Origin of the sequence: Brevibacillus gelatini, from assembly GCF_003710935.1 — a bacterium.
Taxonomy (GTDB): Bacteria; Bacillota; Bacilli; order Brevibacillales; family Brevibacillaceae; genus Brevibacillus; species Brevibacillus gelatini.
In genome coordinates this window covers 12989-34118 of the sequence record NZ_RHHS01000060.1, presented here as the reverse complement: position 1 = coordinate 34118, position 21130 = coordinate 12989, and the positions used below count along the sequence as shown (strand labels likewise).

The following is a 21130-nucleotide window of genomic DNA, read 5'->3' as shown; positions in this document are numbered from 1 at the left end:
CGCGTGAAATGAAAGCCAAGGTGAAAGGAAAAGCCCAGGCAGTCAAGGAGAAGGCACAAGAGCTTTCCAACAGCGTGAAGGAAAGACTGGAAGATGTTTTGCAGCCGAAAATGGTGACGCCGGAAGGATTTGTCATGAAAGCGGCGAAGACTGAGAATAAGGCGGTGGGTGTCGGCCGAACGGCGAATCAGAAGAAGTGGGATGAGGTTTATAAGAAGTCTGATACACCTGGTGCTGGGAAGTCAGCGGAGAAGGTGTCTGAGAGAACGGATAAAAGTGAAATTCCGAGAATCTCTGAAGTTGAAATCGAATTTAAGAGAAATCCGAAACATGATAAGGCAGAATTTGAAAGACAACTGAAAGCACAAGAAGAAGGGATCAATTCCCTTACGGTCGAAGAGTTTATACAGAATCGTGATAGATATCTGAAGGAAGGTAGGGCCTTAGAAGGGAATGCAGCTCAAAAACTGGCTCGACAAGAAGCGTTGAAGGAAAAAGTTGCTGAATTGCGTAAACAGGGTTTATCCCGTGAAGAAGCGACTAAAAAAGCAGAAGAATGGATAAAGGAACAGGCTGCTCTCCATAATCCAGACCAAATCGCAGGTGGAAAACCAGATAACATTGGAGGAATGGGCGACAAAAGAATTAACTCTTCAATTGGATCCCAATGGAAATCAAAAATTGGTAAGTTAGACAAACAAATTAGGGAGATTGCAAGTACGATGACTAAGGAAGAAAGGGAGTCAACATTTTTGAACATTAAATTAAAGTTTTGAGGTGACTTGTATGTCAGATGTGCCAAATGCATTCAAATTTTTTGTATTAGAAGAAAAGGCATCGAGTGCAGTTATTGATAAATATAAGAAAATAGTACCAATGGAAGTTGTAAACATTTGGGCTGATTATGGCTTTGGAAGTATATTGGAAGGATATTTAAAAATTATAAATCCTGATAATTTTCGGGGAATATTGGAGGACGTTTACGTTAGACATGAAGACGCTATTCCACTGTTTACTACATCCATGGGAGACATGATTGTTTGGGAAAAAGGAAGATATTTGAACTTGCTTAACTTTAGGAAGGGCAAGGTTAACGTAATATCGGCTGGATTTGATTTCTTCTTGGAGGATATAAACGATCATAGTTTTTTAGAACAGGAATTAGATTGGCTTCCGTATACCGAAGCAATTCAAAATTATGGAGAACCCAAATTTGATGAATGTTTTGGTTATGTTCCGTTACTTGGACTCGGTGGTCATGAAAAAGTTGAAAACTTACGTAAAGTTAAGCTTATCGAACACATTTATTTAATCACTCAGTTTATGGGACAATTAGAATAGAGTAGTTTTAAAACCTTGATCTAGTGCTCGTGGACTGACCCTATAAAGTAAGACAAATCAAAAGGCCTTCAAGGAAATGCTAAGATAAGGAGCCAACCTTGGAGGTGTTTTTCTGTGGCAACGATAGTCATTTACCCCGCTACTATCAATATATGGATCGGCTACATTGAATTGGACAATTCTCTTAAGGTCTAGTAGATTGAAAGCAAATCGATACAGAACGGGGAGAATGTCATGGGGAAACGTGAGCGTCGGTCATTTACAGACGAGTTCAAGCGGCAAATGGTTCAACTCTACGAGAATGGAAAAACGCGTGCAGATATTTTGAAGGAATACGATCTGAGTGCATCTGCGTTTGACCGTTGGGTCAAACAGAGCAGAACGACAGGTTCTTTCAAAGAAAAAGACAACCGAACGGAAGAACAGAATGAACTCCTTGCGCTACGCAAAGAAATTCAGCGATTAAAAATGGAAAACGATATTTTAAAGCAAGCAGCGCTGATCTTCGGACGAAAATAACAGTGATCCGGCAAAATGCACATAAGTACTCTGTGTCTGCCATGTGTACCATTCTCCAGGTGAATCGGAGTACTTACTATTACGAAAATAGTCAGCATTCATCTAGTGAAGATGAGGTGGAACAGGCGATCATTCGTATTTTCGAAGAGAATCAGCGCGTCTATGGAACAAGAAAGATCAAAGCAATTCTGCAAAAAGAGGGAAAGACTGTTTCCAGACGACGTATTGGACGTTTGATGAAGAAGAACGGCCTTGTATCGGCGTATACGATTGCACAGTATAAGCCGCAGAAGTCTCCTTGTAATGATTCGGCCATCCAAAATGAACTAAACCGAGAGTTTACAAAAGATGAACCACTAGAAGCAGTTGTGAGCGATTTGACGTATGTTCGAGTCGCAAACAAATGGCACTATATCTGTTTGCTTGTGGACTTATTCAATCGGGAGATTATTGGGTATAGTTGTGGACCCAATAAAGATGCCGCGCTCGTATACCGAGCTTTTGCAAGTGTAAAAGGAGATTTGCGTCAGATTCAGCTTTTTCACACCGATCGCGGTAGCGAGTTCGCCAATCGTACGATTGGTGATGTCATCCGTACATTCAACATCAAGCGATCTTTAAGCATGAAAGGCTGTCCATATGATAATGCTGTAGCAGAGGCAACTTTCAAGCTGATCAAAACGGAGTTTGTAAAGAATCGACGGTTTGAATCACTTCCCCAGTTGAAGCAAGAATTAGGGGCATATGTGAAATGGTTTAACGAAACAAGGATTCACTCAACATTGGGCTATTTAAGTCCACTTGTTTACAAACAGGAGGCACTTAAGGAATCTGTCTAGTTTGGTGTTGACAGTCCAATAGCTTCGCCTTTTTCACATGCTTTTTCAACATCAAATGGCCAAAATAAGCACCGAGCAGTCCGCCAGCAGCAGAAATGGCGCACATGAGCAGGATCATGCTGGGCGTGTCGAAATAGTAGAGCATGTCGGCGATTTGTTCAGGGGTATAGCCTTTTTCCAGGGTAGCCATGTACGACTCCCGGAAGAAAATGAGCGGAACGACCCCGCATAGCGTATAGCCTACGTATAGCACGGCATAAGCGATGGCGTTGCGAATCGAGTTTGAGTACGCGTCTTTGCCCCAGAGGATCAGCTCGCCGATGAGCCCGATGACAGCGAGCGTCAGCAAATAGTTGGCGTAGCCGAAGCCGACGAAGTACAGCCCGGTTATGATGGCAGTGAGAAACAAAGTGCCTCGCTTGCGAATTTTCCCCGACATGACCATGTAAAACGGGCCGTTTAGCAGCCCGGTGACGCCCCCGACCAAAAGGGGAGACACAATCGATACAGCGGGGCAAAACGTCATGATGATGAGCATGATGACGTTGAAAATCGCCAAGGTAATAAAATCGCGCATGGTCCATCTGCTTGGGACAGCCAGCGTTTGTGCTTGCATATAGCATCCTTCCTCTTCTCCAAAATAGTGTCCGCCGGTGTTTGACCAGACGGATGAGAGCAACCGGTCCTCTCCCTCCCTCCTTTTTGCCGTGCTCCTATTTCTGAAATCCCTTACAGCGAGTTCAAGTTGTTATGAAGAGTTGTAGCCAGGTCACAGCAGCAAAAAGCAAGAAAGCAAGAATAAGTACAAGATATTGATAATGATAATCGTTGTCAAAGTAAAAAGAAAGCTAAAATTTCCATATTTCGGGACAAAACTCTCGGAAATCTCCAAATATCTCCTTTTTTTGCCTTCTTTCTTCCTGGATCACCTTTTTCCGACCGCTTTGAAAAGGAAATAGAGACAAATTCATTCAGGATATGTAAAAAAATGACTAAGCGTGAGCATGAAGGAGAAACACAGCGCGAATAGGGGGAAAATTCAGGTTAACAGAGATTGTATAATTTTTTGGCTGAATATGATAATCATTATCGTCTATTGACCAATCAAAAAGAAAGAGGCGGTTCTGGCAAGTTACCAAGTGTACCCACACATAGCTGCTGACCGTTCTCTGCAAGCAAATGGAGGAATTGACAATGCAAACGCTCAAACCGGCGGAACGTTGGCTGCTGGCAAAGCCTGATCCGGCAGATAAAATCCGCTTGTTTTGCTTCCCTTTTGCCGGGGGTGGCGCTTCGATTTACAGAGGCTGGAGCGAAGAGATGCCAGCGGGGGCGGGCGTGTACCCGATCCAGCTTCCGGGCAGGGAAAACAGACTGATGGAGTCGGCTATACGGGATATGGATGTGCTGATCGAAAAGATTTGCGAGGCCATTCACCCGTATCTGGATCGTCCGTTTCTGTTTTTCGGCTATAGTCTCGGCACAAAAATCGCGTTTGAACTGGCGAGAGCCGTTCGCCGAAAATGGCAGCTCGCCCCGTGTGGCCTCCTGGTCGCTGCCGGTCGCGCTCCACACATTCCAGAGCCAAGACCGCTGTATCATTTGCCGGAGGAAGAGTTTGTCAGGGAGCTGCGGCGTTTTTCCGGTACGCCTGAGGCGATCTTGCAAAGCAAGGAGCTGATGAATCTGTTCATGCCGCTTTTGCGCGCGGACTTTACGCTCGACGACACGTATCGGTTCACGGAGGAGGAACTGCTGGAATGCCCGATTTCCGCCTTTTGCGGAACTCGTGATCCGGAGGCGAGCGAGGAGGAAATGGCAGCCTGGGCGAGACATACACGCGGCTCCTTTACGCTAGACATGATAGAGGGAGAGCATTTTTTCCTGAACAGCAACCGGGAGCAACTGCTGCGTCTGGTCTTTGCGATTGTTGCAGAACAACTGGAAGCGGCGGCGAGTGCCGGGGAGCAGTCATGAGGACAGGGAGGGGGCGGGGCAGAAAGCCTCGGCCCTCTTTTTGCCAAAAGGAAAAACGGCGGAGTGGGGCGTCGCCGAGCTGATGGAAACGACAGGCTTGCCTCTTCCTGAATGGCCTGAGCTTGCGCGGTATTTTCATCCTGGCTGCGCGCGGTTTTCGAATGCGGAGCAATAACGCGCCTTTTTTGATTGCTGGACGCGAAAGGAAGCGTTTGTCAAAGCGACAGGGGAGGGCGTGTCCCGCCCGCTGCATTCCTTTTGCCTGACAGCGAACGAGAAGGAGGACTTTTTTCAGGTGCGGGGAGACGGTCCAGGCTGGGATAAATGGGCAATTTTGAGGTTTGTGCCAGCGGCGGATTATGTGGGGGCCATCGCATTTGAGCTTGGATAAATCCTGCTTTTGACGAGAATCTTCTATTATACATATAAACTTCCTTGGTTTTAAAAACAGGCACATAAACGTGTAAGAATATGGTAATCGCTTGTCGATAAACGAAGAAATAGAGAGAAAATGGAAGAAAACGCGCCGGAATTTCCTAAAATGTAGAAAAATTAGCTGGCATAAGGAATTGACAATGAGAATCAGTATCAATATTTTGGTTGGTAGACAAACCAGCATGAGCTTCAGCGCAGTTGGCATCATTCAGCTTAGGGTATACGAATGCGCCCGTAGCTACTTTTGGGGGAGGAACGAATGAGACCGAGCATGGAATGGTTTGAGCAAGCAGCCAAAACTTATGAACAACGCGGGTATTGGGAGCCGTTTACCCTTGGGGAGCAGTTGCGAAGGTGGGCTGACAAGTACCAGGACAAAGTTGCTTTGGTCGAGGAAGAGGAGAAAATGACCTACCGCAAGCTGGATAGCAAGGTGGATACGCTTGCCTCCGGCTTTTACCGGATGGGGATTCGCAAAGGCGACAAAGTCGCGGTCCAGCTTCCAAACCGGATTTCTTTTGTCCTGACATGCTTTGCCCTGTTTCGCATCGGCGCTGTGCCGATTCTTGTCTTGCCTGCACACAGGGAAGCGGAACTGGACGGAATTTTTTCGCTTGCCAAGCCCGTTGCCTATATGATTCCGACGACATTTTTAGGATATGACTACACCAAGTTGGCGGAACATTTGGTGAAAAAGCATACATGCGTCAAGTTCGTCTGCACGGACGGAGAAAGCAGCATCGGCACGAATCTGGCTACGATCAGCGGGCCGAAGATGGAGCTGGAAGGCCCGACATACACGGACACGGCGCTGTTGCTTTTGTCCGGTGGAACGACCGGCACGCCTAAGCTGATTCCGCGGACGCACGCCGATTACGCCTACAATGCCAGAGCGGCGGCCACCCGCTGCAAACTGACAGAGCAAAGCGTCTACCTCGCCGTACTGCCGATTGCGCACAATTTTCCGCTCTGCTGCCCAGGCATTCTCGGCACGTTTTCAGCAGGAGGCAAGGTCGTCTTGTGTAAAACGACAAGCTGCGACGAAGCGTTTCCGCTGATCGAAAAAGAAAAAGTGACGATTACGGCTTTGGTTCCAGCACTTGTCAACGTCTGGCTGGAGGCACGGGAATGGGATACAGAAAGCGACCTGTCCAGCCTGCAAGTGTTGCAGGTAGGCGGCTCGATGCTCGACGACAAGGTAGCTGACCGCATCATGCGCGAATGGACATGCCAGCTCCAGCAGGTGTTCGGAATGGCGGAAGGCTTGATCTGCTGCACGTCGCTGGACGATCCGGATGAAGTCATCATCACGAGCCAGGGGCGTCCGATTTCCGAGGCGGACGAGGTGCGGATTGTCGATGAGAACCTGAACGATGTGGAGCCGGGCGAGTACGGAGAGCTGATTGTCCGCGGGCCGTACACGATTCGCGGCTATTACCTGGCGCCGGAGCAAAATCGCGTGAGCTTCACTCCTGACGGCTTTTACCGTTCCGGGGACAAAGCGCGGATAACGCCAGAAGGCAACATCCAGGTAGGCGGGCGGATCAAGGAGATGATTAACCGCGCAGGTGAAAAAATTATGCCAGCGGAGATCGAGTCGTATTTGCGCATGCACCCGGACATCCAGGATGCAGCGGTGATCACACTGCCTGACCCAGTGCTAGGCCAGAAAAGCTGCGCGTGCGTGATCTCGGACAATCCGGGGCTTACCCTTGCAGACATTCACACCTTTTTCCAGGAGAAAGGGGTTGCCCGCTATAAAATGCCGGACCAACTGGAGCTTGTTCGCAGTTGGCCGCTGACCAGCGTTGGAAAAGTCAACAAAAACAAGCTCAAGGAGATGGCTATGGCAAAACAGGAAAAGGCCGCTGCGCCAATCACTTCATACCGGGAAGAAACGTTTGCTTTTGCGGGAGACGTCCATCTGGCGGCGACGGAAATTGTCGAGCGCGGACAGTTTGAAAACTACGTACTCTACGAAAACGGAGAGGAGCTGTCCATCGGGCTTGGCATTCATGCCTTGGCTACCGTAGATGCGCAGCAGACGAAGCTGTCCTTCGACGGCGAAACATTCACATACGAAAACAATGAACTGAGCGAGACGCTCAACCGGGCGTTTGCCACGGTGCCGATTGCCGACTGGCGCGCATACGGAACCGTGAACTTTGGCATGGCTCGCTACTATAACGGACTGCCGCAGCGAAACGAAGATCCGAATCTGCTCAAGCTGTTCATCCCGGAGGTCGAGGTGCGCTTCTGCAAGGGCGAGGTGCTGCTGCGGACGCTGACAGAGGAGCATAGCCGTCAGGTTGGACAGCTTTTGCAGCAAGTGTTTGCCGACATACGTGCGCAGCAAAGCAGCGTCGAGCAAAGGGCAAAGCAGGAAAAGCTGGCTGTTCCCCAGGCGGATACGCACGATGCCGAGTCGTACAAGCAGGGCGTAGCAGAAGCGGTGCGCGAAATTACCGAGCGCAAGTACCACAAGGTCATTTTGTCCAGAAAAATTCCGCTACACGAGGAGCTGGATATGGCGGCGAGCTATCTCGCAGGTCGCAGAGTCAATACACCAGCGCGCTCCTTCCTGCTTTCCCTGGAAGGCATGAACGCAGCAGGCTTCAGTCCGGAAACGGTTGTAGAGGTAGACAGCGAAGGCTGGGTCAGCACGTATCCGCTGGCAGGCACGCGTTCCAAAGGGATGAGCGAAGCAGAAAGTGAAAGGCTGAAAAAAGAGCTGCTGAACGATCCTAAGGAAATTGCCGAGCATGCAGTTTCCGTCAAGCTGGCGTTTGAAGAGCTGCGGAGCGTCTGCGATGCTTCGTCGATCATGCTCACTGACTTCATGACGGTCGCAAGCAGAGGCACCGTACAGCACATCGCCTCCAAGCTGAAAGGCAAGCTCAAGCCGGAGTGCAACTCATGGCATGCGTTTCGGGCTTTGTTCCCTGCGGTAACGGCTTCGGGTATCCCGAAAAAAGAGTCGATCGATGCGATCGGCAGGCTGGAGAGCACACCGCGCAATCTGTACAGCGGGTGCGTCATGACGTACGACAAGAGCGGAGCGATGGACGCGGCGCTCGTGCTGCGGACAATCTACCAAAAAGACGGCAGCGCGTGGCTGCACGCAGGTGCCGGGGTGGTCGAGATGTCGTTGCCAGAGCGCGAACTGGAGGAGACGCGTGAAAAATTGAGCAGCTTTTCCCGCCAGTTAGTTGTCGCGAGTCGCGAGCTTGTCGGCGCGAAACAAAAATAGGGGCAGATTCGTGGAAAGGAGGAAACCGTGATGAAGCAAGTGCTTGACGACAGCAATTCTGCAGGCTCCGTTTCTTCGCTGGACTATGCAGAAGTGCGCCGCCAGGTTCAATCGTTGCTGCCTGTAGGGGTCGAGATTGACGACGGGCAAAATTTGATCGAGCTGGGGCTCGATTCCTTGCAGATGATACGGATGGTCAACAAATGGCGTCGAGCAGGGGCAAAAGTGACGTTTGCCGAGCTGATTGCCGCACCGCGCCTCGGCGATTGGTGGGCGTTGCTGCAAAAGAGCGTCCAGCCTGACGCGGCAGCCAAGGCAAAAGCGGATCAGGAAACGGCTTTAGAGCCGGAGCAGGGGCAGGCTGGCGTACAAGAAAAAGCGCCGTTTGCACTGACAGACGTGCAGTACGCGTATTGGATCGGGCGCCAGGATGACCAGCCTCTCGGTGGAGTCGGCTGCCATGCTTACCTGGAGATTGACGGAGCAGGCGTAGAGCCGAAGCGGTTGGAGGCGGCGTGGAAAAAAGTGCTGCTGCACCATCCGATGCTGCGGGCGAGATTTTTGACGGACGGGCGGCAGGAGGTGCTGGATGCGCCGTATGAAAAACCGCTGGTCGTTCACGATCTGCGTGCGCTCTCGGAGCATGAGCAGGAAAGCGAGCTGGAACGCATTCGCGAGCGGCTCTCCCACCGCAAACTGGCAGTAGAACTGGGAGAGGTTGCCGGATTGGAGCTGAGTCTGTTGTCATATGGACGGACCCGGCTGCATTTTGACCTCGACCTGCTTGTTGCCGATGTGCAAAGCTTGCACATCATCCTCAGAGATTTGGCGGCCGCCTATGCGCGTGACGTGAAGCCGCTTGCCCCTGTTGATTGGAGCTTTGCCCGTTATTTGCAGCAGGAAACGGCGCGCCGGGCAGCCGACAGGGAGGAAGCCGCCCGTTACTGGCAGGACAGACTGGCCTCGCTGCCGGGAGCGCCTGGCTTGCCGCTTTTGACAAAGCCGGAAATGATCGGGGCGCCTGTCTTTGTGAGAAGGACACATTGCTTGAGCGAAGCGGACTGGACGCGTTTGCAAAAGCAGGCACAAGCCTACCAGGTTACACCAGCGATGGTTTTGCTGACGGCATATGCCGAGGTGCTCGATCGCTGGAGCACGCATTCGGAGTTTTTCATCAACATCCCGTTGTTTGACCGTCAGGTGAGCGAGCCGGGAATCGAGGACGTCGTCGCTGATTTTACGAATCTGCTGCTGCTGGCCGTGGACATGAAGCAGCCGGCAACGTTTCTGGAGCGGGTTCGCGCTATTCAGTCGCAGTTCCACCAGGATGTGGCGCATGACGCTTACTCCGGGGTGCAGCTGCAGCGTGATCTGGCCCGCGTCCGTCAGGGAGAGCGCGATTTCGCCCCTGTCGTGTTCGCGTGCAATCTGGGCACACCGCTCATCAACGAGGAGTGTCGCCAGATGCTGGGCGAGCTGTCCTACATGATTTCGCAAACGCCGCAGGTGTGGCTCGACTTCCAGCTGTACGAAATGAACGGCGGACTGCTCCTGGCCTGGGATGCGGTGGAGCAGTTGTTCCCTGCGGGCATGATTGACCAGATGTTCGCGGCGTTTTGCGAGCTGATGGATTGGCTGGTCGCGCCGGAAAACGACTGGCAATCCGCACCGCTGCTTTTGTCCGATTTGGCAAAGCGGCGACAGGCAGAAGACGCCAATGAGACAACAGCGCTGGCAATTGAGCCGCAATGTTTGCACGAGGCGTTTTTCGCGCAGGCGCAGAAACAGCCGCTGGCAACTGCGTTGATTGACAGCAGTACCGCTGCTTCCGTGACGTATGGCGAACTGGCGAAGCAAGCCTTGCAGGTGGCCGCATATCTTTGGCAGCACGGAGTCGGCAACGGCCAGCCAGTGGCGGTCAGTTTGCCGCGCGGAACCGATCAGGTCGTGGCGGTGCTTGGTGTCGTGGCGGCTGGCGGCTGCTATGTTCCGGTCGGGATCGGTCAGCCGGCGGCAAGACGCGAGCGGATTCACCAAAAAGCAGGCGTTCGCTATGTGCTGACCGATGCAAAGCACGCACAAGAGCTGGAATGGCCGACGGATGCGGTCGTACTGACGATGGAAACGGCAGCGGCCAGCGAGCCTTTGCCTTCGCCTGTGGCGTCTTCTGCGGAAAGCCTGGCGTACATCATCTTCACCTCCGGCTCCACAGGCGAGCCAAAAGGGGTAGAGATTAGTCACGCAGGAGCTTGGAACACGATTGCCGAGATCAACAGGCGCTATGGCATCGGGGCTGGTGATCGTATTTTGGCGGTGTCGTCGCTCGATTTCGATTTGTCTGTCTACGATTTGTTCGGACTGCTTGGCGCTGGCGGGTCGATCGTCCTGATTGGCGAAGAAGCGCGCCGGGACGCGGCCAAGTGGGCAGAGCTGGTGGAGCGCCACCAGATTACGCTGTGGAACTCTGTGCCAGTGTTATTGGATATGCTTTTGATCGCGGCCCAGAGCGCAGGCTACGAGCGGTTGCCGCTTCGGCTGGCGATGCTGTCCGGTGACTGGATCGGGCTTGATTTGCCGGAGAGACTGAAGCAGTCGGCGCCGGACAGTGAGCTGGTAGCGATGGGGGGAGCGACAGAAGCTTCGATCTGGTCGAATTTTTACGATGTGAAGCTGCCGCTGCCTGCCCATTGGACCTCGATTCCGTACGGACGGCCGCTTGCGAATCAGGCGTACCGCGTGGTCGACAGCAAAGGACGGGATTGCCCGGACTGGGTGGCAGGCGAGCTGTGGATTGGCGGAGCAGGTGTCGCACTTGGCTATCGCGGTGATCCGGCGCTTACTGCTGAGCGGTTCGTGCAGTGGCAAGGCGAGCGCTGGTATCGCACGGGCGATCTCGGACGGTATTGGCCGGACGGTACGATTGAGTTTCTCGGACGCAAAGACTTCCAGGTAAAAATCAGGGGACACCGGATTGAACTGGGGGAAATTGAAACCGCGATGAAGCAGTATCCGGGTGTGCGCGATGCTGTAGTTGCCGCTGTCGGCGATCCGCGTGGCAACCGCCATCTCGTTGGTTACGTCGTTTCCGGTCAAGAGGATGAAGCTGCTCTGTTTGACACCGTTAGCGCAGATCCATCCAGCAGCGCCAAGCTGTGGACAGCTGTGCTGAAGACCGGAGCAGGCCAGGTGGAGCAGTGGGCTTTTGCGGAGGAAACAGACAAACTGGATCAATTCCCGGCCTTCTGGTCTTGCATGGAGCAGTTCGCCATACGCGCGATGTGCCGGGCGCTGAAAAAAGTCGGGGCAAATCTCGGCGGTAAAGCCAGCTTTTCGCTAGATGAGCTGATCGGGCGCTGCGGAATCGCGGAGCGTTACCGGCCAGTGGTCCAACAATGGCTGCATTCGCTTGAAGCCGAGGGCTTTATCCAGAGCGGGGAACAGGGAACTGATCCATACGTTTTTGTACGTGAGATTCCGGACGACTGGTTGAAAGCACCATCAATCAGCGAGGCGCCGTCTGCATGGGAGTCGCAGGCACAGGGGCTCATCACCTATTTGCAAAAGCTGGATGATGTTTTGAGCGGGCTGTTGACAGGGGCGGTGGAGCCGTTGTCTGTCTTCTTCGCGGCTGAGTCCGGGCTGATGCCGAGCGAATTGATGCAGGCGCTCCCTGGCGCGAAGCAAAGAGAGCGGATGGCGCAGAGCGTGCTGCAGCAGGCAGTGTGCAGCTTGGCAGACAAGGGACAGCCCGTGCGAATTTTGGAGATTGGCGGGCGAAACACGGCTTTGACCGAAGCGCTTTTGACTGTGCTGCCACAGGGCGCGGCTGAGTACACGTACACAGACAGCTCGGCTTTCTTCGTGCAGGCGGCCAAGGCGAAGCTTGACGCTTATCCGTTTGCACAAGGGCAACTGCTCGATATCGAGCAAAACCCGCTTCTGCAAGGATACGAAGCTCACCAGTACGACGTGGTGATCGCCGCTGATTCCTTGCACCGGGCGAAGGATGTGCAGACGGCTATCAGACATGCGCAGAAGCTGCTTGTGCCGGGCGGTTTGCTCGTGATGCTGGAGCTGACCCGCAACAGTCGCGTGCAGCAGGTCAGCACCGCTTTTCTGGAGGATGGCTTTACCCATCTGCAAGACGAGCGTCGTCACGAGCGGCAGCCACTCATGGCAAAAGAAGCGTGGGAGCGGGCGCTGCAGCCGGCGTTTGCCCAGGTGATGGCCTTCCCGCACGCGGATGATCCGGCAAATGTCTTTGGGCAGCACGTCATCGTGGCGCAAGCACCTGAGTGCGGCAAGCGCTTCAATCCGGTGCGGCTGGCTGACTTTTTGGACGAGAAGCTGCCGGATTACATGGTACCGACTGCTTTCTTGCTGCTAGACGCCTTGCCGCTCTCGGCAAACGGAAAAGTCGATCGCCAGGCGCTGCCGACTCCGGACAGTCTGCTCAGGGCGAAGGCGGAAAAAGCCTTTACCGAGCCGAAAACACCGCTGGAAACAGAGCTGGCCGTGATTTGGCGCGAGCTGTTCGCCGTGGAGCGGATCGGCACGGAGGACAACTACTTCGAGCTGGGCGGCGATTCGCTTTTGGCGACGAGACTCTCCGCTCTGGTGCGCAACAGGCTGGGAGTCGAGCTTTCGCTGGGGAAAATTTTTGAAAAGCCGACGATTGCCGAACTGGCACTGTACGTGCAGACGCTCGTGGAAGCGGCTGAACAAGCGGCTCAGCCTGTCGAAAGCCTGCCGCAAATTGTTCCGGCACAAGACAAGCGACAAGAGCCGTTTCCGCTTACAGATATCCAGCAAGCGTACTGGCTGGGACGCAGTGGGGTTTATGCGCTCGGGAATGTTTCGACGCATTGCTACTTTGAAATCGACGGACAAAGCCTCGATTTGGAGCGGATCGAGGCGGCATGGCAGCGGCTGATCGACCAGCATGAAATGATGCGCGCCGTCTTTTTGCCAAACGGGCTGCATCAGCAAATTTTGCCGCAAGTGCCGCGCTACCGGATCGCAGTGAATGATTTGCGTGCGTATACGGAAGCGGCAGAAGCGGAAGCCTTGCTTTCGATACGCGAGGAGATGTCGCACCAGGTGCTGGCAACCGATGTGTGGCCGTTGTTCGATGTGCGGGCATCGCACCTGCGGGACGGCCGGGTTCGCCTGCATATCAGCTTCGACAACCTGATTTTTGACGGTTGGAGCATGTTCCACCTGCTTAGCGAATGGACGCGGCTTTATCATCAGCCGGACGCGCCTTTGCCGCAGTTCAGCCTGTCCTTCCGCGATTACGTGCTCGCCCTGGAAGATCTGAAGGCGACCGAGCTGTACAAGCGTGATCTGGAATATTGGACGTCACGTCTCGACGATTTGCCGCCTGCGCCGCAACTGCCGCTCGCGCAAAATCCAGATACGATGACCGAGCAGCGTTTCGGGCGTCTGGAAGCGCGTCTGGAGCGTCAGACGTGGCAGCGGCTGAAGGAGCGCGCGGCGGAATTCGGGCTGACGCCATCGGGAGTGTTGCTGACTGCGTACGCTGAGACGCTTGGCGCGTGGAGCCGAAGCAACCGCTTTACGATCAACCTGACCCAGTTCAATCGACTGCCGCTGCATCCAGAGGTCAACGCGCTTGTCGGTGACTTCACGACCTTGACGCTTTTGGCCGTGGAGCTTGGAAAAGGCAGCTCGATTTTGGAGCGGGGCCGCAACCTGCAGGAGCAGCTGTGGCGCGATCTGGATCATTCGCTCGTGGGCGGCGTTCAGGTACAGCGGGAGCTGGCGAAGCAAAGCGGAGAGCATCACGGCGTGTCCATGCCAGTCGTCTTTACCAGTGCGCTTGGCGTCGATCAGTGGAGCGGCGGCGAGTCAGGCGGAAAATGGCTGGGCAAGCTCGTGTACAACATTACCCAGACGCCGCAAGTGTGGCTCGATCACCAGGTGGTGGAGCAGGACGGCGAGTTGCTGCTGATATGGGACTCTGTCGAAGGGCTGTTCCCGGACGGCATGCTACAAGACATGTTTACGGCATATTGCCAGCTTTTGCACCGCTTGACGGATGAAAAAGCGGCTTGGCAGGAGCAGGCACAAAGCCTGATCGCCATCCCGCGTCTGGAAGCACGGCGGGCTGCGAACGCCACCGATGCGCCGATTTCCGATGAGACGCTGGGTGGACTGTTCGCGAAGCAGATCAACCAGCGCATGAACCAGCCTGCAGTTGTCTCGTCGGGGCGGACACTGACCTATGGAGAGCTGGCGGCTGCGGCGCAGAAGATTGGCAAGTGGCTGAGCGAGCAAGGAGCCGCGCCTGACACACTGGTTGCGGTCGTAATGGAAAAAGGCTGGGAGCAGGTAGCAGCGACACTCGGCATTTTGGCGGTAGGGGCGGCTTACCTCCCGATTGACCCTGCCCATCCAGAAGAGCGGCGTGCGGGACTTTTGCGCGACGGCCAAGTTCGTTTCGTGCTGACGCAGTCGTGGCTGGATGAAACGCTGGGCTGGCCGGATGATGTTTGCCGTCTGGCTGTGGATCGGTTGAGCTTTTCTGCTGCCGAAGGTGCCTGGAGTATGCTTACGTTCCCGGGGCGGCCGGAAGATTTGGCCTACGTCATTTACACGTCCGGCTCGACTGGAATGCCAAAAGGCGTCATGATCGACCACCGCGGTGCAGTCAACACAATTCTCGATGTGAACAAGCGCTTTGCGGTTGGTGCGGATGACAAAGTGCTTGCCTTGTCCAACCTGAACTTCGATTTGTCCGTGTACGATGTGTTCGGCTTGCTCGCCGCTGGCGGGACGATCGTCATGCCGGATGCGACCAAGGCAAAAGACCCGGCACACTGGATTGAGTGGCTGGAAGCGGAGCAGGTGACGGTCTGGAACACGGTTCCTGCGCTGATGCAGATGCTCGTTGAATACGCCTCCGGGCAAAACGCGAGGGTAGCGCCCAGTCTACGTCTGGTGCTGCTTAGCGGCGACTGGATTCCGCTCGATTTGCCAGACAAAATCAAAGCCTACTTCCCGCAGGCACAAGTCATTGGCTTGGGGGGAGCGACTGAGGCGTCAATCTGGTCGAACCTGTACCCGATTGAACAGGTCGCGCCGGAGTGGAAGAGCATCCCGTACGGTCGTCCGATGGTCAACCAGCGCTTCCACGTACTGGACGAGTGGATGAACGATTGCCCGGTCTGGGTGCCAGGGCAGTTGTACATTGCAGGAATCGGGCTTGCCAAAGGCTACTGGCGCGACGAGGAAAAGACGAACGACAAGTTTGTCTTCCACCCGCGCACAGGGGAGCGGCTGTATCGCACGGGCGATTTGGGGCGATACTTGCCGGATGGCAACCTGGAGTTCCTCGGCAGGGAAGACTTCCAGGTAAAAATCAGGGGGCATCGCATCGAGCTGGGCGAGATCGAGACGGTTTTGAAGCGACTGGACGGAGTGAAGGAAGCCATCGCAGCTGTCCCGGATGAGGCAGGCGAAGAAAAGCGGCTCGTCGGCTACATCGTGCTCGACAAACAACAGGCAACCGGGCTGTTGGAGGAGAAAGCGGCCGATCCGGCTTTCTGCGACGCGCGTTTTGCAGCGATCAGCGACACCGGGAAAACAGAAGCTGCCCATGTACCGCAAGCAATTGAGGTGGAAACAGTTCAGACGTTCCTCAGCGAAGCGGAGTCGATCAGTACAGCGTACATGTGCCGCACGCTGGAGCATATGGGCGCGTTTTCCCGGGAGGGCGAAAGCTATTTGCTGGATGAGCTGATGCAGCGTTTGCAAATTCACCCTCGCTACCGCAGCTTGCTGCGGCATTGGCTGGAAGTGCTGACGGCAGAAGGAATCCTGGAGAAAGCAGAATGCGGGGCATACCGAAGCATTCGCGCGTTAGGAGCAGTAAGCGCGGAGCGTTCTTATCAGACAGAGGCGGCAATGGCACTGGAAGCTGTTTACAGCCGTGATTATCCGCTCTTTATCGGTCTGTTGACCGGCGAGCTTGACCCGCTGGAGCTGTTTCTCGCAGAAGAAGCCTTCCTCACGCCAGCAGGCTTAAGTCAGTTCGACCTGACACGGGAGTATTATCAAAGCCTGACTGTCCAAGTACTGGGCACGATTGCGAGCAGTCATCCGTCCCAAAGCGAGCTGCGCGTACTGGAAATCGGCACGCGGGCCGGAAGTATGACACAGGCGTTGGTGGCTGCGTTGCCTGCGGAGCGAAGCAAGTATTTGTACGCGGACGAGTCGAGCTTCTTTACAGACAGGGCCAAGCAGGCGTGGGGCGAAGCGGCACCGCTTGAATACGGTCAGTTTGACATGAATGTCTCGCCGCTTGCACAAGGCTACGAGCCGCATTCCTTCGACGTGATCGTGGCCGACAATACGCTGCATCGTGCCCGCAATCTGGAGTCGACACTTGCTTACTTGCAAGAGCTGCTCGCACCGGGAGGCATCCTGTTGCTGGTGGAGTCGACCCGCAACAGCCGCTTGCTGTTGACGACCGTCGGATTTTTCGAGGACGGCTTCTCCCATCTCGAGGACGAACGCAAGGCGAGCGAGCTTCCGTTGCTTGCTGTCGACCAATGGCGCGAGTTGCTTGCCAGACATGGCTTCACGAACATCGCGGCTTTCCCTGGAGAGGGCATGGCGGCCGAGGTGTTCGAGCGGCATCTGATCGTAGCGCAAGCACCGCAAGCCGTGAAGGTGTTCGTGCCGGAAAAATTGGCAGATGCCGTCCGGCAAAGCTTGCCAGACTACATGGTTCCATCCGGGTTCGTGCTGCTCGACAAGCTTCCGCTGTCTGCAAATGGAAAAGTCGACCGCAAAGCACTGGCGCAGCTCGGCCAGAACAAGGCAAGTCTGCCAGGCAAAGCGCATGTTGCGCCGGTCAGCGAGATACAGACGATCATCGCCAGCGTGTGGGAAGAAGTGCTTGGCTCTTCGGATCTCGGCTTGCACGACAACTTTTTCATGCGCGGCGGTGATTCGCTTAGGGCGATCCAATGCCTGAACTTGCTCAAAGAAAGGCACCAGTTGGAGTTGTCTCTGCAAAACTTGTTCGAAGCACCTACACTCGGCCAGCTTGCCGCGTTCATTGAGGCGAATATCGCTGAGAGCGGACAGGGCGGGGCGGAATATGACGAAGGAACGATTTAGGAAAAGATAGCCTGCGCAACATATTGGATCGCACGAAAACTATTTGTCGGAAAGCAAGAAGCAGGCTGCGTACTTGGGCGCACTCGCAATAAAGGCGCAGCCTTGGCTTTCGCCAAAAAGCGGATGCGAGAAACGGCAGGAGAGGGAGAGAACACGTGGAGATAAAAACAGTCGGCATTCTCGGAACGACCGGAGTGGTAGGCGGAGCTGCGTTGCAGACGATTCTTGCATCGACCGGACATCGGCTTTTGCTCGGCGGGAGAAATCCCGGGAAGCTTCGCGAACAGCTCGCGGGCAGCGAGGGCAGAGGCGACTGGCTGCAGGTAGATGTGTTCGATGCAGCGCAACTGGCTGATTTTTGCAGCCGCTGCGATATCGTCATCAACTGCGCTGGCCCTGCCAAGCAGGTAATGGACAAAGTGGCCGTGGCGTGCCTGGAAAAAGGGGTTCCGTACGTCGATGTATCTGGCGACGAACACCTGTATCGGCTGCTGCTCAAAAGAAAAGCAGAGATCGAGGCAAAAGGACTGACCTTCATCATCTCGGCAGGGGTTTACCCTGGCTTGTCGGAAGTTTTTCCCGCCTATATTGCGGAGAAAGAGCTGGACCGCATCGAGCAGCTGGAGCTGTTTTTTGCGGGCCAGGGCGGATTTTCCTTGAATGCAGCCTACGATATCGTCTGCAGCATTGAGGAAGATACAGGCTGGGGAATGAGCTATTGCAAAGAGGGAGCCGTGCAAAAAATAGATGGGCCGTTCCACCGCAGCTACACGCTGCCGCAGCCGGCAGGCAAGCGGGACACGTATCCGGTAATCACCGAGGAGTTTTGCCAGATGGCGAAGCAGCACAGCATCCCGGTCGCCTATTTTTACAACAGCTACCAGCACAGCGGCATTCTGAACCAGTTTGTAATGATTAAGGCACTCCAGCAGTACAAGACCGAGGAACAAAAACGGCTCTCCGCTGAAATGCTGCTGAAGCAGTTCGAGACGAAGCAGCCAGGTGTGGAGGACTTTACGATGTTCCATCTGAATGCGACCGGACTGCGCGCCGGAGCGAGCGTGCGGCTTTCCTCGACACTGCTGTATCGGGGGGACTGGAACCGTCTGTCCGGTATGATCGCGGCGAAGGTTGCCCACTTGCTAACAGAAGGACACGGCAGCAAGCCGGGCTGCCACTTTGTGGCGGAAGGCGTATCGGCGACGGCGCTGATCGAGGCGCTGCGCGAACAGACGATGGAGCTTACGCAAGAAGTGAGCGAACAAAAAGGGGGAGGTGGCCTATGACAGAGACTCGCAAGCTGCGCACCGTCGTATGCGGTTCCCGCTTCGGTCAGTTTTATCTGGAAGCTGTCCGGGCACTGCCGGAACAATTTGAACTTGTCGGTTTGCTGGCAAAGGGCAGCGAACGCTCCAAGCAATGCGCAGAGCGGTTCGGGGTTCCGCTGTATACAGACGTGGCAGAGCTTCCCGACGATATTGATTTGGCCTGCGTTGTCCTGCGCTCGACCGTGATGGGCGGACAAGGGACGAAGCTGGCTTTGGAGCTGCTTGGCCGCGGCATTCATGTCATTTCCGAGCAGCCGATCCATCACAAGGATTTGGCGGCGTGCCTGAAGCAAGCCCGGCAGCGCGGGGTTCATTTCATGACAGGTGATTTGTACGTACACTTGCCTGCTGTGCGGCGATTTGTCGCATGCGCCAGGGAACTGCTCGCCAAGCAGCCGGCCTTGTACATCGACGCCGCGTGCGCTACGCAGGTGTCGTACCCGCTGATGCATATCCTGCAAGAAGCTTTGCCGACGATTCGTCCGTGGAAAATCAGCCATATCATCAAGGATGAGGGGCCGTTTCAGGTGCTGGTGGGTCAGCTCGGAAAAATTCCGATTACGCTTCGCGCGCATAATGAGGTCGACCCGGACGATCCGGACAATCACCTGCATTTGCTGCACCAAATTACGATTGGCGTAGCGGGAGGCAGCTTGTCGCTTACTGATACGCACGGCCCGGTCGTCTGGCGGCCGCGTCTGCATGTGCCTGATTTGCCGGACATTCACGGGATGCTCGCGGCTGATCCGCCAGCTTACATGCTGGAGAGCAGTACGGAGGTGCTTGGCGGAAGCGAGACAGCGAGCTACCGCAACATCCTCGCGAAGCAATGGCCGCAGGCGATTGGCCGCGATCTGTCCACGATGCGCGACATGATTCTCGGTACGCTGGACAGGGCCGCTGTCGACGTGCGCGCGCAGCAGGAGCTGCTTTGCTCGCGGCAATGGCAAGACTGGACGCAGGCATTGGGTTATCCGGTGCTGCGGACGAACGGACAACATCAGCCGGTTCCGCTGGAAGTGCTCAGACAAGCAGCCACGAGCATTCCTGATGAGTTTGCGGAAGCAGATGAGCCGACAGCCGAGACGGGAGAAGCAAGCCGAGATGTGTTTGCTTGCGCGGAAGCAGCCGAAAGCGAGCTGGGCGGGATTGATGCGAAAATCGTGCAGGCGGGCGTAGAGCGTCTCGACCAGGCTTCGCTCGCTTCCATGCTGTTTGTGCTGCAAACAAAAGGAGCGCTGGCTGATCCACAGCAGAAGTACAGCGAGGCGGACATTTTTTCGCTGGCACAAGTCGCTCCCCGGCATGAGCCAGTCATCTTGCGCTGGCTGAAAAAGTTGACGGAACGCGGCTATCTCGTACAGCAAGATGGTACATATCAATGCGCACAACAGATGACAACAGAAGAGGTAGAGCGCCGCTGGGCATTGGCAAAAGAGGCCTGGAGCGGCAAGCTTGGCTCTCCGCTCGTCATTGATTACCTGAAAAACAATGCAGATCGGCTCGCGGGGCTGATGAACGATACCGAGCAGGCCGCGCTGCTCTTGTTCCCGGAAGGGCGGATGAACGTGGCAAACGCGCTCTATCGCGAGACGCTCATTGCCAAATATTTGAACAAATCTGTGGCAGAGGCAGTCAGCCGGATCGCAGCGGACAAGCGAACGCTGCGCATTCTTGAGGTAGGAGCAGGGACAGGAGCCACGACAGATGGCGTTGTAGCAAGGCTGCGCCCGGCGGTTGCAAAAGGCTTGCAGGCCGAATATTTGTACACGGACGTGTCGCACTTTTTCCTCGCCTCCGCGCGCGAGCGGTTCAAAGATTGCCCGTGGATGAGTTTTGGAGTCGTCGACATCGACAAAAATTTGTTCAGCCAGGGATTGAAGCCGGCAAGCGTAGATATCGTGATCGCGGCAGGCATGCTCAACAATGCCCGTGACACGGATGAGGTCATTTGTGGTCTTCTCGAATGTCTGGTTCCAGGAGGCTGGATGCTCATCACGGAGCCGACCAGGGAGTTTACGGAGATGCTCATCTCGCAGGCGTTCATGATGACGCCGCCTGTGGACGACCGAAGTAAGACGCAATCGACCTTCATGACCGTTTCCCAATGGCTCGATGTGTTTGCCCGCGCAGGTGTTGGAGAGCTTGCGGTGCTGCCCAAGGACAATCATCCGCTGGCGCTGCTCGAGCAGAAGCTGTTTGTCATCCAAAAAGGCCAGGAAGCTGTGCAGAGCGGGAAGGATGCCGATGTAGCCCGCAGCCGCAACGATCTGGTCAAGCTGACCAATTAG

10 protein-coding genes and 1 pseudogene are annotated in these 21130 nt (G+C 54.9%); 10 read left to right on the top strand and 1 reads right to left on the bottom strand.

Annotation, left to right across the window (positions count from 1 at the left end; all coding sequences use genetic code 11):
• From EDM57_RS23820 to EDM57_RS22020, 3 genes are all read left to right on the top strand, one after another.
• Window positions 1-776, top strand: a 776-nt coding sequence (locus EDM57_RS23820; protein WP_342771489.1) for a polymorphic toxin type 15 domain-containing protein, incomplete at its 5' end; no start/stop codon positions are given.
• Between the two features lie 10 nt (window positions 777-786).
• Window positions 787-1341 carry a T6SS immunity protein Tdi1 domain-containing protein gene (locus tag EDM57_RS22025; protein ID WP_122906825.1) on the top strand — a complete coding sequence of 185 codons (555 nt, stop codon included), beginning with the start codon at window positions 787-789 and terminating at the stop codon, window positions 1339-1341.
• Between the two features lie 234 nt (window positions 1342-1575).
• Window positions 1576-2699 (top strand): IS3 family transposase gene (locus EDM57_RS22020; protein ID WP_122906824.1). Its coding sequence is split into 2 segments (ribosomal slippage): window positions 1576-1825 and window positions 1825-2699, totalling 1125 coding nucleotides; the frame shifts between segments, so codons are not numbered across the junction.
• On the opposite strand, the gene EDM57_RS22015 is transcribed toward EDM57_RS22020, so the two are convergent.
• On the bottom strand, window positions 2683-3315 hold the full coding sequence (locus EDM57_RS22015; protein ID WP_122906823.1) for an MptD family putative ECF transporter S component: 633 nt from the start codon (window positions 3313-3315) through the stop codon (window positions 2683-2685). The genes EDM57_RS22020 and EDM57_RS22015 overlap by 17 nt on opposite strands.
• Before the next feature lie 578 nt (window positions 3316-3893).
• On the opposite strand from EDM57_RS22015, the gene EDM57_RS22010 reads away from it, so the two are divergent.
• The 7 genes and pseudogenes from EDM57_RS22010 (at window position 3894) to EDM57_RS21980 (ending at window position 21130) form a co-directional block, all read left to right on the top strand.
• Complete coding sequence (locus tag EDM57_RS22010; RefSeq protein WP_246005880.1) at window positions 3894-4676, top strand: thioesterase II family protein; 783 nt, start codon at window positions 3894-3896, stop codon at window positions 4674-4676.
• Entirely contained in the window at window positions 4657-4851 is a 195-nt protein-coding gene (locus tag EDM57_RS22005; RefSeq protein ID WP_122906821.1) for a hypothetical protein, read from the top strand. Before EDM57_RS22010 ends, EDM57_RS22005 begins: the two co-directional genes overlap by 20 nt.
• Before the next feature lie 12 nt (window positions 4852-4863).
• Window positions 4864-5067 (top strand): annotated as a pseudogene (locus EDM57_RS24125) (4'-phosphopantetheinyl transferase superfamily protein); the annotation flags it as partial.
• 303 nt (window positions 5068-5370) lie between these two features.
• Window positions 5371-8361: a salicylate synthase gene (locus EDM57_RS21995; protein WP_122906819.1), complete on the top strand. Its 2991-nt coding sequence runs from the start codon at window positions 5371-5373 to the stop codon at window positions 8359-8361.
• 30 nt (window positions 8362-8391) lie between these two features.
• A complete protein-coding gene (locus EDM57_RS21990; RefSeq protein WP_122906818.1) occupies window positions 8392-17511 on the top strand; it encodes a non-ribosomal peptide synthetase in 9120 nt (3039 codons plus the stop codon).
• 155 nt (window positions 17512-17666) lie between these two features.
• The gene (locus EDM57_RS21985; RefSeq protein ID WP_122906817.1) at window positions 17667-18797 is read left to right on the top strand and encodes a saccharopine dehydrogenase family protein; all 1131 of its coding nucleotides are present in this window, start codon (window positions 17667-17669) and stop codon (window positions 18795-18797) included.
• The gene (locus EDM57_RS21980; protein ID WP_122906816.1) at window positions 18794-21130 is read left to right on the top strand and encodes a bifunctional Gfo/Idh/MocA family oxidoreductase/class I SAM-dependent methyltransferase; all 2337 of its coding nucleotides are present in this window, start codon (window positions 18794-18796) and stop codon (window positions 21128-21130) included. Before EDM57_RS21985 ends, EDM57_RS21980 begins: the two co-directional genes overlap by 4 nt.

Bases quoted from the DNA above. Each gene is read 5' to 3' on its own strand.
- EDM57_RS22025 (WP_122906825.1), top strand. From the start codon at position 787: ATGTCAGATGTGCCAAATGCATTCAAATTTTTTGTATTAGAAGAAAAG.
- EDM57_RS22015 (WP_122906823.1), bottom strand. From the start codon at position 3,315: ATGCAAGCACAAACGCTGGCTGTCCCAAGCAGATGGACCATGCGCGAT.
- EDM57_RS22010 (WP_246005880.1), top strand. From the start codon at position 3,894: ATGCAAACGCTCAAACCGGCGGAACGTTGGCTGCTGGCAAAGCCTGAT.
- EDM57_RS21995 (WP_122906819.1), top strand. From the start codon at position 5,371: ATGAGACCGAGCATGGAATGGTTTGAGCAAGCAGCCAAAACTTATGAA.
- EDM57_RS21990 (WP_122906818.1), top strand. From the start codon at position 8,392: ATGAAGCAAGTGCTTGACGACAGCAATTCTGCAGGCTCCGTTTCTTCG.
- EDM57_RS21980 (WP_122906816.1), top strand. From the start codon at position 18,794: ATGACAGAGACTCGCAAGCTGCGCACCGTCGTATGCGGTTCCCGCTTC.